General features: G+C 34.8%; 11 protein-coding genes. 7 read left to right on the top strand and 4 right to left on the bottom strand.

Annotation, left to right across the window (positions count from 1 at the left end; all coding sequences use genetic code 11):
• The gene (locus PI23P_RS09765; RefSeq protein WP_004570663.1) at positions 1 to 1,335 is read right to left on the bottom strand and encodes a DNA recombination protein RmuC; all 1,335 of its coding nucleotides are present in this window, start codon (positions 1,333 to 1,335) and stop codon (positions 1 to 3) included.
• Between the two features lie 86 nt (positions 1,336 to 1,421).
• Here PI23P_RS09765 and PI23P_RS09760 point away from each other — a divergent pair, with 86 nt between their 5' ends.
• Positions 1,422 to 1,961, top strand: coding sequence for a 1-acyl-sn-glycerol-3-phosphate acyltransferase (locus tag PI23P_RS09760; RefSeq protein ID WP_004570662.1), 540 nt, complete (start codon positions 1,422 to 1,424; stop codon positions 1,959 to 1,961).
• Positions 1,962 to 2,044: 83 nt separating this feature from the next.
• Here PI23P_RS09760 and pepT read toward each other — a convergent pair whose 3' ends face one another.
• A complete protein-coding gene (pepT, locus tag PI23P_RS09755) occupies positions 2,045 to 3,289 on the bottom strand; it encodes a peptidase T (RefSeq protein WP_004570661.1) in 1,245 nt (414 codons plus the stop codon).
• 153 nt (positions 3,290 to 3,442) lie between these two features.
• Complete coding sequence (locus tag PI23P_RS09750) at positions 3,443 to 4,483, bottom strand: WD40/YVTN/BNR-like repeat-containing protein (protein WP_004570660.1); 1,041 nt, start codon at positions 4,481 to 4,483, stop codon at positions 3,443 to 3,445.
• Positions 4,484 to 4,528: 45 nt separating this feature from the next.
• Here PI23P_RS09750 and PI23P_RS09745 point away from each other — a divergent pair, with 45 nt between their 5' ends.
• Entirely contained in the window at positions 4,529 to 5,494 is a 966-nt protein-coding gene (locus PI23P_RS09745) for a patatin-like phospholipase family protein (protein ID WP_004570659.1), read from the top strand.
• 66 nt (positions 5,495 to 5,560) lie between these two features.
• Here PI23P_RS09745 and PI23P_RS09740 read toward each other — a convergent pair whose 3' ends face one another.
• Positions 5,561 to 7,012, bottom strand: coding sequence for a GFO_1087 family putative carboxy terminal peptidase (locus tag PI23P_RS09740; protein WP_238300015.1), 1,452 nt, complete (start codon positions 7,010 to 7,012; stop codon positions 5,561 to 5,563).
• A gap of 441 nt (positions 7,013 to 7,453) precedes the next feature.
• On the opposite strand from PI23P_RS09740, the gene PI23P_RS09730 reads away from it, so the two are divergent.
• The 5 genes from PI23P_RS09730 (at position 7,454) to PI23P_RS09710 (ending at position 14,827) form a co-directional block, all read left to right on the top strand.
• Positions 7,454 to 7,954 carry a DUF4252 domain-containing protein gene (locus PI23P_RS09730; RefSeq protein WP_004570656.1) on the top strand — a complete coding sequence of 167 codons (501 nt, stop codon included), beginning with the start codon at positions 7,454 to 7,456 and terminating at the stop codon, positions 7,952 to 7,954.
• A 186-nt stretch (positions 7,955 to 8,140) separates the two neighbouring features.
• Entirely contained in the window at positions 8,141 to 10,582 is a 2,442-nt protein-coding gene (locus tag PI23P_RS09725) for a M1 family metallopeptidase (protein WP_004570655.1), read from the top strand.
• Between the two features lie 530 nt (positions 10,583 to 11,112).
• Positions 11,113 to 12,264, top strand: coding sequence for a putative porin (locus tag PI23P_RS09720; RefSeq protein ID WP_004570654.1), 1,152 nt, complete (start codon positions 11,113 to 11,115; stop codon positions 12,262 to 12,264).
• A gap of 71 nt (positions 12,265 to 12,335) precedes the next feature.
• Positions 12,336 to 13,961: a BCCT family transporter gene (locus PI23P_RS09715; protein ID WP_004570653.1), complete on the top strand. Its 1,626-nt coding sequence runs from the start codon at positions 12,336 to 12,338 to the stop codon at positions 13,959 to 13,961.
• Positions 13,962 to 13,969: 8 nt separating this feature from the next.
• Positions 13,970 to 14,827 carry a universal stress protein gene (locus PI23P_RS09710; RefSeq protein WP_004570652.1) on the top strand — a complete coding sequence of 286 codons (858 nt, stop codon included), beginning with the start codon at positions 13,970 to 13,972 and terminating at the stop codon, positions 14,825 to 14,827.
• Positions 14,828 to 14,848 lie beyond the last annotated feature (21 nt).

Genomic DNA, 14,848 nt, shown 5'->3' with positions numbered 1-14,848 from the left:
TTACTGCGCGCGATCTAACAAACTTTGAGGGAGTGCTTTTTTAGCTTTTGCACCCATTTTCTTTAATTTTTCTACACTTGTAATGATATTTCCTTTTCCTTCAACCAGTTTGTTCATGGCATTTGAATACTCTTTTTTACTTTCGTCAATTCTTTTCCCAATACCGATTAAATCCGTTAAAAATCCTTGAAACTTATCATACAACGCACCGGCCTGTCTTGCAATTTCTAAGGCATTTCTTTGTTGTTTCTCGTTGTTCCACATGGTATCTATTGTGCGCAACGTGGCCAATAGTGTAGACGGCGTTACAATAACAATGTTTTTTTCGAATGCTTTATTATATAAATAAGTGTCTGAATTTAAAGCCACAGCAAAAGCTGGTTCAATGGGAATAAAAAGTAAGACAAAGTCTGGCGATTCTATTTTGTAAATATCTTCATATTTTTTTTCGCTCAACTGATCCACATGCCTTTTGAGCGAGTGTACATGTTCCTTTAAAAATTCTTCTCTTAATACATCGGATTCTTCATTTACATATTTTTCATATGCTACCAGTGAGACCTTAGAATCCACAATCATTTTCTTGTTATTTGGCAGGTGGATGACAACATCTGGAAGTATCCGGCGCCCTTCTTCATTTGTAAAGCTTTGCTGCACATAATACTCTCTATCTTTCTCTAGACCAGACTTTTCTAAAACGCGTTCTAAAACAAGTTCACCCCAATTTCCTTGCATTTTATTATCTCCTTTTAAAGCTTTGGTAAGGTTTAAAGTTTCCTTGCTCATCTGCTGATTTAACTCTTTTAGACCTAAAATCTGCTGACGCAAAGCAGCGTGATAATCAATACTTTCTTTGTGTGTTTTTTCTACTTTATCCTCAAATCCTTTAATTTTTTCTTGCAGTGGGCTTAGAATATTTTTTATATTTTCTTTATTTTGAGCGGTGAATTTCAAGGATTTTTCATCCAAAATTCTATTGGCTAAATTTTCAAATTCTTTGGTGAATTTTTCATTTAGCTTTTCTACCTCCTGCTTATTTTCAACAAGCTTTAGTTGTACACTTTTCAATTCTGACGTGAGCGCAGACTTTTCAAAAATTAACAGCTCTTTTTGCTGCTGATTTTTCTTCAGTTCTCTTTGGGCTTCTATAAAATTGTCTTCTAATATTCCTTTGGTTTCTTGTAATAAGACAACACGCGCTTCCAAAGTAGATTTCTCTTTTTCTACAATTGTCTTTTCTTTGGAAAAAGTTAATTTTGCTCCTAATCTTCCAATAAAGAAGCCTGTTAAAGAAAACAATACAGCAATTAATAAGTATGTAAATATTTCAGTCATCATGTCAATTTAAGTCCTTAAATTTATCACTTTAAATAACAACACAAAATCTTTATTTTTGATTTTTGTAAACAATTTGTACTTTTTTGAAGACAGTAGCCACTTTTATTTTAAACAGTATTTTAGGTTGGAAAGTTGAAAATAGCTTCCCTAAAGAGCCTAAAAAATATATTGTTATAGCCGCTCCACACACGAGTTGGATTGATTTTCCCATATCTATTTTAGTGAGAATAAGTCAAGGAACTATGGTGCATTTTATCGGAAAAGGGTCTCTTTTTAAATGGCCTTTCGGCTATTTTTTTAGAAGTTTAGGAGGAACCCCCGTAGACCGCACTAAAAGCAATAAAATAGTGGATGCCATCATTGATTTATTCAACACAAAAGAGGAATTTCGATTGGCTTTGTCTCCTGAAGGCACTCGAAAGAAAGTAGCACATTGGAAAACAGGTTTCTATTACATCGCCAAAGGTGCTAAAGTGCCTATTGTTATGGCAACTTTGGATTTTGAAAACAAAAAGATGAAAATTTCTGAACCCTATTATGTCACTGGTGATTTAGAAAAAGACTTTGAATATTTCAAGCTTTTTTACAAAAATGTAAAGGGTAGAAACCCTGATTTATCCTAGTATTTTTTTACAACCCCCTTTTATAGAGGGTTGTAAAAATGCTCTTGAGCTGACGAAAATCGATTTAAAACGCCGTTATGTAGTTAAATAGTATTTTTTTTAGCAACTTTCTGAACAATTCCAACAATTACCTCTGTTGCTTTTATCATCGACTCTACGGGTACATATTCAAAACGTCCATGGAAATTATGACCTCCAGCGAAAATATTTGGGCATGGGAGTCCCATGTATGATAACTGCGATCCGTCAGTTCCTCCGCGAATTGGTTTTATAAGGGGAACGATGCCAATATCTTTCATCACTTCCTCCACCAAGTCTACAATATGCATTACCGGCACAATCTTCTCCTTCATATTGAAGTATTGATCTTTAATTTCAACAGTGATTGCTTCGTGACCTAGACGCGTATTGCAATCCTGAGCAATTTTTTGAATTATCTTTTTTCTTTCGTCAAACAGATGAGCGTCGTGATCTCTAATAATGTATTCTAAAATAGTCTTTTCTACATTCCCAGTCATATCGTGTAAATGAAAAAATCCTTCATATCCTGACGTTTTTTCTGGAACTTCAGCAGCGGGAAGTGCTGACATAAATTCATTTGCAAGATGCATCGAATTTATCATTTTTCCCTTTGCATAGCCAGGATGTACAATTTTACCCACAATCGTTACTTTTGCACTTGCTGCGTTAAAATTTTCATATTCCAATTCTCCAATTTGACTTCCATCCATAGTATAGGCCCATTCAGCGTCAAATTTGTTCACATCAAATTTATGAGCACCTTTGCCAACTTCTTCGTCTGGAGTAAAACAAATTCTGATTTTTCCGTGCTTTAACTCTGGGTGTTTTAACAAATACTCCATTGCAGTAATAATCTCTGTAACTCCAGCTTTATCATCGGCTCCTAAAAGCGTTGTACCGTCTGTTGTAATGATAGTTTGCCCTTTGTATTGCAATAGATCTTCAAAATAATCTGGGGAAAGAATGATGTTTTTTTCTTGATTTAAGATAATATCATTTCCTTGATAATTTTCAACAAGCTGCGGCCTTACATTTTTTCCAGTAAAATCTGGACTGGTATCTATGTGAGAAATAAAACCAATGGTAGGAACACGATGTGTTATATTGCTAGGTAAAGTAGCCATGATGTAGCAATTTTCATCCAACTCAATCTCTTGCATTCCAATTTTTTTCAAGTCCTCTACCAAAACACGTGCTAAATTCCATTGTTTTTCTGTGCTTGGAAATGCGGGATTATCGGGATCTGATTCTGTATCAATTGTGATGTATTTGATAAACCGATCTGTAATGTGTTTTTTATCAATCATTTAAGTGTCGTATTTGTCTTAACTTGTCTTTTTTTATAGTTCCTATGTAGCCTTTTTTATGGACTATAATGATGCCATAAAGTAGGCGCGTAATCTTGCTCTAAAATAATGGTTTTTCAGGACTAAAAGGAAGGGTATGTGACTTATTAATTGCTATAATTTAAACTTGCCTATTTTTCCATCTCCTCCGAGCCAAGCAGTATTCTTGTCTGTAAATTGGATGGTATAATACCTTTCTTTAGATACTTCTACCCAAGAATTCCCGCCATCTTTAGAATATGAAATGCCTGTTTTACCCACAGCAAACACTTCTTTACCTGCTGTATTGGGAACGTATTGCACGCAGCTTTTATAATTTGGATGTTTTCCGTTTGCAAGAATCGTCCATGTTTTTCCCCCATCAGTGGTACTTGCTTTGTTGGCAACATTTTCCATTGGTTTCGAATAGTCTCCACCAATTATAATTCCATTTTTATCATCATAAAAGTCAATGGAATAGATTCCTTGCGGACCGATACCCTGAATGATGGGAGTTTCATAAATTTCCCAAGTAAGGCCATAATCTGTCGATTTTAAGATTCTTGCAGCTGTGCCACCGGATGCAATCCAAACAGTACTTCCAATAGTTTTGATATTCGTATTGCTGGCAGCAAAGAAAGCTTCCCCCTTGAGGATCTTTGGCAATTTTTCGCAAGGAATTTTATGCCAGGTTTCACCGCGGTCTTCAGTGGTTAGTATCGAAGCACAATCTGCTGTAGGGTCTCCAACGGCGATTCCGTGCACAGCGTCCTCAAAAAAAGTAAGTGCATCATAAAAAACGTTTTCGTGCATTTCTTGATATTTTAAAGTTGCAATTCCTTTTGATATTTTATATAACAAGGCAGGATTTTCGATCGTGATTGCAAAATAATCCGTCCCGTTAAACCCTAAACTTCTAAAATTAGGAAGAAGGCTGTCTCGGAATTGAATAGGAATGGGAGTCCAAGTATTTCCAGTGTTTGTTGTAAAACCCAAATTTCCACGAGAGCCAGCGTAAAAAACACATGCTCCATCTACTGCTTGAATTGCTCGAATACTCGTGCTGTCTCTTTTAAAATTTTGTATTTCAATGGAAGTGATATTTCTTGGCTGGTATTCTTGTGCGGAGACATTAAAAAAAAGGAAATTAACAATAACCGCTATTATTCTATTCATTTTTGATATTTTTATCTCACGAAAGTAAACAAATCAAAATAAGTAATGAAAAAGGCATTGGTAATTTCTGGGGGTGGAAGTAAAGGTGCATTTGCTGGTGGCGTGGCGCAATATCTTATGGAGAAAAAGAAAAAACAATATGATTTGTTTTTAGGAACTTCTACAGGAAGCCTGATGGTCTCACATCTGGCATTGGGCATGTTAGACGAATTAAAAGAGTTGTACACCAATGTAAACCAAAAAACAATTTTCAGCAACAACCCCTTTAAAATAAAAAAAATTGCTGGAGAAAAAGTAATCACAATCAACCATTTAAATACTTTCTGGAACTTTATAAACGGTAGAAAAACTTTTGGTGAGAGTAAAAATTTGCGAGCGCTAATCAAACGGAAGATCACAAAAGAAATGTATCTCCAAATAAAAGCTACAAACAAAGAAGTAGTAGTCACCGTGTCTAATCTAACAGCAAATAAAATTGAGTATAAAGCTATAAGTGCCTGCAGTTACGAAGATTTTTGTGATTGGATTTGGGGATCTTGTAATTATGTGCCATTCATGAGTTTGCTAGAAAAAAACCATTGCCAATATGCAGATGGGGGTTTTGGCTCTCTCATTCCAATTAGAGAAGCTATTTTGAGAGGTGCCACAGAAATTGACGCTATTATTTTGGAAACAGAGGTCACTCAAATTAATAGAATGCCGGCTACAAATCCGTTTTCTTTACTATTTGACGTATTTGATTTTATGCTTGTTCATGTAGAAAAACACAATATCACTATTGGAAAATTAGCTGCTTCTCACAAAGGTATTCAGCTAAATTTATATTATACTCCTACAATCCTAACCACAAATTCTTTGGTTTTTGATAAAAAACTAATGAAAAAATGGTGGAAATCCGGATACAATTACGCAAAAACAAAAGAGGAGCAAAAAATGAGCGAATTTAGGCCAGATTTGATCCCGAAAGAGGAAATAGAAGACGGAATTGACATCTTAAAAAGTAAAAATTAAAACCTTTAGAAAAGGTAAAAACACGCTTTATTTTGTTTCGTTAATTTTTTATTTCTAAACGATGCACTAAAACTTAGAATACATATTATTTCCTGCTGGTGTTGCTAATTTAGAATTAAAAAATTCTTCTTGCGTTGTTACAGAATTCTTTTGACGGGTTGCTTTTGCTCCCGTAGTAATGTACTTTAACGCACTGTCTAAAAGCGGATCTGTTCGCTCTCCTAACACGCCTAAATTACCAAAATTCTCTTTTATTTCAACTCCTGAAAAATTAACTTCAGGGATAATTCCACCGGGATAATTGATCCCATTTTTGTCTGTAATCTCCAAAACAATAGGCTGCATTGCATAGCTGTGTTTTGTGTTCAAATTGGCCCCACTTCTCTGTAAATTGTCGGAATCATACAAGGTGACTGATCCTACTTGCTTGCCTACTGTTTCTACACCGATTACGCGAACGGCTATGTAGGGGTTTAAAGAACTGATCACCAATTCTGAGGCCGATGCTGAACTTCCAGAAACAATAAAGTAGACCCGAGGTAGCTCTAAACTATTTATAGCTACTTCTGAATCTGATGTTGTGATTTTTGTTGCAAATCTGTTGGTGAGAAAATCTGAAGAAACCTGAGCTACAATTTTTTCATTCCATCTTTGCTTTGAGTATACTTCATTTGGAAACTGTCCCGCAACCATGCTACCTAAATAGGTTGCCGACTGCACAGAGCCACCGCCATTGTACCGCAGATCGATAATTAAGTCATCAATATTTTCTGATTTAAAATAATCAAACTTGGTATTTAAGTCTACATCATAAGAGCTTACAAACTGGTTGTACAAGAGGTACCCTATTTTTTTATTGTCTGTCTCAATCACTTTTGCAATTGCGATAGGATTTTCTGTAATTTCTGTTTTTGTCAAGTCATATTGAGTTCCATTTGCTTGCGGATTTCCACCGTTATACGCAGCTAAGCCTACAGAGACCGCAATATTGTCTCCAAACAATAGACTGCTGTAATTCTGATCTGTTAAAATTTCTCCATTTATAGTGTTAAAAATCATGCCTCTTTCCATTTTTTCAGCTGCTGCACTAGAATTGGGTATCACATAGCGCACATATCCAAATATATTGCTTGAATTGTCTTGGTACCGTACCAAACCAAAATCTAAACCCGTGCTTAAATTGATACCTTGGAAAGAGTTTTCTAGCGCTACATAATCGTCTACAATCCATGAAAAACGATCTTCTGGCTTTTTTAACAAACTGTTAAAAGTAGCTTCGGAAGAAGAATATCTGCGAAAATAAATGTGCTTTTCTTCTAAATTTTTAAATCGAGTATCTGCCAAAGTCGGCACTTCCTTTTGCCACAAATAATAGCTATTTAAACCTTTCCATATAAAAGCATTGATTTCATCTGCACTTGTTACCTGAAAAGTCTCTGGTAACACTTTCTCTTCTTTACTGCAAGAAACCGAAAACACAGAGATAAAAAGGAGACTAATAAGAATATATTTGTTCATGAACATAATTTTTAAATAAAAGCAATCGTTTTGAATTCTTTTTAATTGGTATTCGTAAAATAAGAGAACACACCAAAGCATCTTTTTTTTGTTTTTTAGAACGTATTTAAAAATACACATTTATTGCTACAAAAACACCATAGGTATTTTACCGACAATAAATTACTGTAAAAAACGTAAAAATAATAGCTCGGCAAACAACTTTAATACGCAAATAACCTTTGGTAAGGTACTAATTTTATACACACAAAAAAATGAATCAGTACGGATAAAAAATACTTTTTTGCATCTTTCTTTTTTTCTATTCAGGTTTTGTGATTGAATTTTAAAAATGCTTAAATATTTTGGTGCAATAAAAGCCATTATTTTTCTAGAACTTCTTTAAATGATTCTATATTTGTTATTAAAAGTCATTATTTGAGACTCACAAATTTTAAAGAAATGAAAACTGTACTTCTAATAATCGCCTGTATCATTTTTCCAAAGACAATAAGTGCACAGACTTCAATAGAAGCGCTAGAGGACATAGCTGGTGTTGAGATGGTAATTATTACCAAAGATGCTTTTAATCTCTTATTAAAGTTTAATCCAGAAAAATTTAAAGAGGCCAAAGCGCTACACGCTTTTCAAGTGTTAGAAGGTTTGGAAGAATTAAAGATATTTACTGCTAAAAATCCAGAAAGTGCAAAAATAATGACCCGTACATTTCTTGCAGCCATCAATGAAGAAGAACTAACAGCTTTGGAGGGAGGACAAGAAGATCCCGAATTTGTTAAAATTTATGGTAAGTTAACAGCGGATATTGCAGTTGCAAAGAAGGTAATACTATATAAAAAAGAACGTTCTCTCAAGGATAATAGTGAGTCTGCAACCGTTGTTATTTTATTAAAAGGGAACATCCCTGTTTACAAAACTTCGCGACTTGTAAACCTTATTATATAAAATAAGCAGCCCTTTTTTGCATATGAAAACTCCATTGAATTTGAATTTTCACTATTTGATTTGATTAATAAAAAATAATTAAGAGCGGGCGCTAAATTCACTTTGACGTATTTTTGAATTTAACGATGCATTAACAAGATCTATCTTCATATGTAGTATTTTTGAAGGTATAAGAAATGAGTATTCATGAAGATTAAAAATTATTTACTTTTTATTTTTGCAGGAATCAGCACATTTGGTTTTTCCCAAAACAATACAATTTACAGAGCGGCAGCGGAAAAAACACATGATTTAATGCATACAAAGTTGAAGGTGGATTTTAACTTTGAAGAAAAGCAATTGAATGGAGAAGCATGGGTTACCGCAAAACCTCATTTTTACACAACAAATACTTTTGTTTTAGATGCAAAATCTATGCTAATACGCGAAGTATCTTTGAACGGAAAAACAGTGCCTTATGTTTATGACAATGCTAAAATAACCATAACATTTCCTAAAAAATACACGAGAGAAGAAACCTTTACTGTTTATATAAAGTATGTAGCAAGACCAGAAAAAATAGTTGAAAAAGGCAACGAAGGAGTTACTGTAGCAAAAGGCCTGTATTTTATAAATGCCGACGGATCAGATAAAAACAAACCAACACAAGTTTGGACACAGGGAGAAACTGAAGGCAGTAGTTGCTGGTTTCCTACAATAGATGCTCCAAATCAAAAAACAACACAAGAAATTTACATTACCGTTCCAAAAAAGTACGTGACGCTTTCTAATGGGGCATTAATTAGTCAGACAACCCAGGAAACTACACGCACGGATTACTGGAAAATGGACGAAAAACATGCACCTTATCTCGTGTTTTTAGGAGTTGGGGAATTTGAAATTATAAAGGATGCGTATAAAGACCTCGAAGTTTCGTATTACATCGAAAAAGAATATGCAAAGTATGCCAAAGATATTTTCGGGAATACTCCTGAAATGTTACAATTTTTCTCGAACAAACTAGGGGTAGCATATCCTTGGAATAAATATAGTCAGATGGTTGTACGGGATTATGTTTCTGGAGCTATGGAGAATACAACGGCTGTTGTTCACGGTGAACAGGCACTTCAAACACGGGGACAGTTAATCGACGAGAATACACAGGAAAATACCATTGCGCATGAACTTTTTCACCATTGGTTTGGTGACTTAGTTACTTCAGAAAGTTGGAGTAATTTAACTTTAAATGAGTCTTTTGCCAATTACAGTGAATATTTATGGCAAGAATACAAATACGGAAAAGAAGCGGCAGAAATGCACCAACACGAAAATAGAACCTTGTATTTAGAAGGACAGGAAGCCGATAAAAAATTAGTTCGTTTTAACTATGTAGATCAAGAAGACATGTTTGATCTCGTTAGTTATAATAAAGGAGGAGCAATATTGCACATGTTGCGAAAATATGTGGGTGACGAGGCTTTTTTTACAAGTTTGAAAACCTATTTAAACACCTACAAATTTAAAGCTGCAGAGGCACATCAATTGCGTTTGGTTTTTGAAAAGGTAACGGGTAAGGATTTAAATTGGTTTTTTAATCAGTGGTTTTTCGGCGCAAGTCACCCAAAACTTTCAATTTCGTATGATTATAATATGCTGCGAAAAACAGTGACCATTAATGTGCAACAGCTGCAAGCAGAAAATTTTCAGTTTCCGTTGACCTTAGATATTTTTGAAGCGGGAAAAAGGAGAAGAGAAACGCTGTTTGTTGAAAATAACGATGCTTCTTTTACCTTTGATTTTAAAGTTCAACCCACATTCATTCAAATGAATTCCGATGGCGTTTTATTATGTGAAATCAACGAAAATAAAATATTAAGTGATTATGTTTTCCAATTAAAAAATGCGCAACACTACACGCATCGCAAAGAGGCATTGGTGGCCCTAGCGAAAAAACAAGACGATAAAGATGCTTTTACCGCGGTTGTACACGCTTTAGAAGACTTTTCTTATCAGATTAGAATTTTAGCATTGGAAAATATTGATTTGATTAATAAATTTTCTAAAAAAATGGCCATTCAAAAAATTATACAAATTGCAAATGAAGACCCAAAAACGCTGGTGCAAGCAGCGGCCATTGAAACTTTAGGGAAGTTAATCGATCCAGAATTGAAACAAATATTTAACAAAGGCCTGTCTAGCGTCTCTTATGCCGTTTTAGGAAAATCTTTAGTAGCGATGTATTATGTGGATAAAACCGTCGCAATAAAAAAATCCAAAGAATTACCCGATGAAGTTCGGAAAATTTTAGCCACTCCATTGACGAAAATTTTCATAGAATCTAATGACGAAACGGAATTGCCTTTTATCGCTAAAAGTGTGGTTTCGGGAATGTTTCTGTCCGGAGATGCTGCGACCAAACTACTCTATGAAAAAGCCTTCAATATGATTTCTAAAAGTAATAACTTGGAAGCCATTCGGAATCTAATTGAAGACATGGTTCGCAAGGGAAATCAATACCAAAAGTTTAATTTTGACAAAGTTGTGATCAATTTAATGAGAACCATGATTCAAGAACAAGAAGTGAGTACCAACTCGAATAAAGAACGGATTGTTGCGATTGTAAAAGAGGGTATGATGGGACTGTTGTAAGTAATTGTATCAGAATATTTACAACGTTTATAAACGTTTTTATTGGTTATTACTGTTCACAGAAGTGTTTAAAATTATTTTAATCGCACAGTGCATTTATTTACGACATTGTATACATGATAATTTAGATTCCTTCATAAAATTTTTAACGGATTGTCTTTTTCTTTTTTCTCCCTTTTTTCGCTACAGCCTTAGAACGACTTGAAGTGTACATCCACCTATTTTTATCTCTTAAAAGAAATATAAATTAATAATTTTTCATTTTGAGCGCACTTGGACAGTGCGTTTAAATCTTTTTTTTTATGCAGGATATCATATAATTATCCTTCCCTTTGTCCTTGTTTGCGGGTGTTTGAAAATATTTTTGTTGTTGAATGCTTAAAAGAGTTGTATCTTTGCCGATCCTAAAAATCATGAAATATTGATTTTTAATACATTACCGCAGGGTCTATGCGTTTGTAAATAACCTTCCTGGTTTATTTTCTAAATTTTACACCTTAAATTTTTAACAATTACTTGAAATTAAACCAATGACAAAAATAATTATGCGCTTACAATTTTCAAAAACTTGTGCCTTTTCAATCGTGGCATTTTTGTTCTTATTTTCTGTAAAAGCGCAAGACAAACCAGAAATTAAAATAGGGGGTGCACTTCGTTTTAATTACAATTTATCTTCTTGGAAAGACGGTCAAAAAAAGCGGGGCGGTGATTTTGGATATGATATGTTCAGAGTAAACGCAAAGGGAGCATATAAAGGAATACAATTAAATGCTGAATATCGATACTATTCAGAAGGTTTTGGGGGTGGAATGCTAAAACAAGGGTGGTTAGGATACAATTTTAACGAACGCGATCAAATTCAAGTAGGTTTGACGCAAGTGCCCTTTGGAATTCAACAGTACAACTCACACAATTGGTTTTTTAATTTAACCTATTATGTAGGATTAGAAGATGACCACGATATGGGCATCAAGTACATGCATACAAGCAATAGGTTTGAATATCAGTTAGCGTTCTTTAAAAATGCAGAAGAATTGGGTTTTGGGAACAACTCTGAAGTTTCTCCAAATCGATATTCGTACGATGTTGCTGGAAGAAATAAGGAAATAAATCAATTTAATGGAAAATTTGTTTACAAGTTCGGTAAAAAATCAGCGAGTAGATTAGGGGTCTCTTTACAATATGGAGGTTTGTATAATTTGGATACCGAAGAAGTTGGCAATCATTCTGCGGTTGCTGCGCATTACGAGTTGAACAAAGGAAAATGGAATGTAAAAGCACAATTTATTACTGCTGCTCACAATCCAGAAAATGCAGATTCCGAAGATCGCGCTGTAGTTACAATGGCGGCCTATGGAGCTCCTTATCAGGTAGCTGCCGATTTCAATATGTATTCTTTGGGGATTTCGAGAAATATTCCCGTAAAACTTGGACCTGTTTCAAATTTGCAGTTCTACAACGATTTTGCGTATATGGAGAAAAAAGCTGCTGGATTTACAGATTCTTACATGAATGTAACGGGAGTTTTAGTTTCTGCCGGAAATGTATACACTTATTTTGACTATGCTGCGGGTTACAATCACTCTTGGCTGGGTGGTAATTTTGTGGATGATTTTGCAAAAGGAAATCCCAATGCGGTTTGGGAGGCTCGATTTAATATCAATATTGGATATTATTTCTAATCTTACACTCGGAATTACAGACGTATTAAAGCACTACTAAAATTAAAATATTATTAAAAACACATTCTATTATGGCTAAGAAAATTATAAGAAGTGATGAGAAAAAATCCATTTTTGGATTGGAAGTAAACGGACCCGTATTTTTTACTTCCGCTATTATTGTCATCATCACCATTACACTAACCTTGCTTTTTAAAGAACAGGCAGAGCAGTCTTTTACTAAAATTCAAGCATTCGTTGCAAACAAGGCAGGTTGGTTTTTTATATTGAGTGTAAATGTATTTCTGGTCTTCATGATTTACTTGGCCTTTAGTAAATTTGGTCAAATAAGGATAGGAGGACAGAGCGCAAGACCGGAGTTTAAAACGCTTTCTTGGTTCGCCATGCTTTTTAGTGCAGGAATGGGAATTGGACTGCTATTTTGGAGCATTTCAGAACCCATCTATCATTACTTAAGTCCGCCAATGGCGGAGGGCGAGACTGCGGAAGCTGCAAAAGAAGCGATGAAGTTTACTTTTCTTCACTGGGGTTTTCATGCCTGGGCAATATATGCCTTGGTAGGACTGTCTTTAGCGTATTTCACTTATTCTCGCGGACTTCCGCTTACCATCAGATCTGTTTTTTATCCTTTTTTAGGAGATAAAATTTATGGAAAAATTGGAGACGCGATAGACATATTTGCTGTAATTGCGACTTTATTTGGACTTGCAACCTCTTTAGGGTTGGGGGTACAACAAATCGCGGCAGGACTAAATCATCTCTTTGGAGTCGATAGTGGCCTGTTAACTCAAATTATTTTAATTGGAGGGATCACCCTTATTGCTACGATTTCTGTTGTGTTGGGTGTAGATAAAGGAGTGCGTGTTTTGAGCGAATGGAATATGAGAGTAGCAGTGTTGTTTCTTGTAATTGTACTCTTACTAGGTCCAACGATTTTTATCTTTAAATCTTTTGTGCAAAATACGGGGAATTATCTATCGAGTATACTTGAAATTTCAACTTGGACAGAAAGTTATACAGGGACCAATTGGCAAAATGCTTGGACTACCTTTTACTGGGGTTGGTGGATTGCATGGTCTCCTTTTGTAGGTATGTTTATTGCACGTATTTCTAAAGGACGTACGGTTCGTGAATTTATTTTGGGAGTGTTAATCGTGCCTTCTATTGTTACTTTTTTCTGGATTTCTGCTTTCGGAAGTACTGCAATTCATGAGGCGATACTTGGAAATGATACCATTGTAAATGCTGTAAATGATAATGTTGCCACTGCTTTATTTGTGTTTTTAGAAGATTATCCTTTTGCATTTGTTCTCAATATTATTGCCATCATTTTAATTGCAGGATTTTTTGTAACATCCTCTGATTCTGGATCTTTGGTTGTCGATAGTTTAACAACAGGAGGTAAAATAGACGCGCCTGTAGGGCAAAGAATCTTTTGGGCTCTTGTTGAAGGCAGTGTTGCTGCTGTTCTTTTAATAGGAGGTGGGCTTCAAGCGCTTCAAACAGCCACCATTGTTACAGGGCTGCCATTTGCTATCATTTTAATCGTCATGTGTTTCTCCCTTTACAAAGGTTTAAACGAAGATTTCCGGAAACTAAAAAAGCGGGAATCTCAAAAAGAACTTGAAAATTATGAAGAAATAGTATCTACGATCGTTAAAAAACGAAATACAACCAAGGAAAATATTGCTAAATAATCTGTATTATGACTGAAATAAAAAACATCTTAGTTGCTTTAGACCTATCTGATATTGACAACACCTTAATAGAATACGCATCTTTTATTGCTGATTCGCTTCGGGTTGAAAAAGTATACTTTGTACACAACATAAAGAAATATGAGATTTCAAAATTATTTGATGAGCAACTAAAGGATGTGAATCTTGACGAAATAATTGGAGACGAGTTGAATGAAAAAGTGGAAGAAAAATTCACGTCTTCCGCAGCGTGGGAAGTTCTGATCTCAGAAGATCCTTATTCTGAATCGCTTATCAATTATATTGTCAATAAATATGTAATACAACTCGCTTTAATCGGAAACAAAAACAAAGCGAGAGGCAGCGGTGTTGTTAGTGGAAAGCTTTTGCGTTTGTTAAAATGTGACATCCTATCCATTCCAAAAGATGCAACACCTATCATTTCTAATATTTGGGCAGGAACAGATTTTTCTAATGTTTCTAAAAAAGTTTTTAAAGTTGCTGAAAACCTACAAAAAAGGTCCGATGCACACGTAAAAGCGATACACATATACAAAGTACCTGCACAATTTTCTCCTTATATTCCGAAAGAACACTTGAATACAAAAATTGAGAATCACTTGAAGGATAAATATGAGAAATTCGTAAAGAAAATTGCATTTGAGGGAACCTTAACTTCAGAAATTATTCTAGGAAGAGATCTTGGCATTGCAGAAAAACTTATTTCACAAGCTGAAACATCTGGAGTGGATCTTATTATTGTTGGCGACAAAGGGAGAAATACTTTCTCTTCTTTGCTGATAGGAAGTGTGACGGAAGAACTTTTTAATCAAGACATGGAAGTGCCTCTCTGGATTGTAAAGTAGTAGCAGACAACAAGTTTTAGA

The sequence above is a fragment of the Polaribacter irgensii 23-P genome (assembly GCF_000153225.1).
Lineage (GTDB): Bacteria > Bacteroidota > Bacteroidia > Flavobacteriales > Flavobacteriaceae > Polaribacter > Polaribacter irgensii.
Note: the sequence above shows the minus strand (reverse complement) of the source record. Positions and strands in the feature narration are given on the sequence as shown.

Excerpts from the sequence above, each read along its gene's own strand:
- PI23P_RS09720 (WP_004570654.1), top strand. The coding sequence starts at position 11,113 with ATGACAAAAATAATTATGCGCTTACAATTTTCAAAAACTTGTGCCTTT.
- PI23P_RS09730 (WP_004570656.1), top strand. The coding sequence starts at position 7,454 with ATGAAAACTGTACTTCTAATAATCGCCTGTATCATTTTTCCAAAGACA.
- PI23P_RS09750 (WP_004570660.1), bottom strand. The coding sequence starts at position 4,483 with ATGAATAGAATAATAGCGGTTATTGTTAATTTCCTTTTTTTTAATGTC.
- PI23P_RS09715 (WP_004570653.1), top strand. The coding sequence starts at position 12,336 with ATGGCTAAGAAAATTATAAGAAGTGATGAGAAAAAATCCATTTTTGGA.
- PI23P_RS09745 (WP_004570659.1), top strand. The coding sequence starts at position 4,529 with ATGAAAAAGGCATTGGTAATTTCTGGGGGTGGAAGTAAAGGTGCATTT.
- PI23P_RS09740 (WP_238300015.1), bottom strand. The coding sequence starts at position 7,012 with ATGAACAAATATATTCTTATTAGTCTCCTTTTTATCTCTGTGTTTTCG.
- pepT (WP_004570661.1), bottom strand. The coding sequence starts at position 3,289 with ATGATTGATAAAAAACACATTACAGATCGGTTTATCAAATACATCACA.
- PI23P_RS09725 (WP_004570655.1), top strand. The coding sequence starts at position 8,141 with ATGAAGATTAAAAATTATTTACTTTTTATTTTTGCAGGAATCAGCACA.
- PI23P_RS09765 (WP_004570663.1), bottom strand. The coding sequence starts at position 1,335 with ATGACTGAAATATTTACATACTTATTAATTGCTGTATTGTTTTCTTTA.
- PI23P_RS09710 (WP_004570652.1), top strand. The coding sequence starts at position 13,970 with ATGACTGAAATAAAAAACATCTTAGTTGCTTTAGACCTATCTGATATT.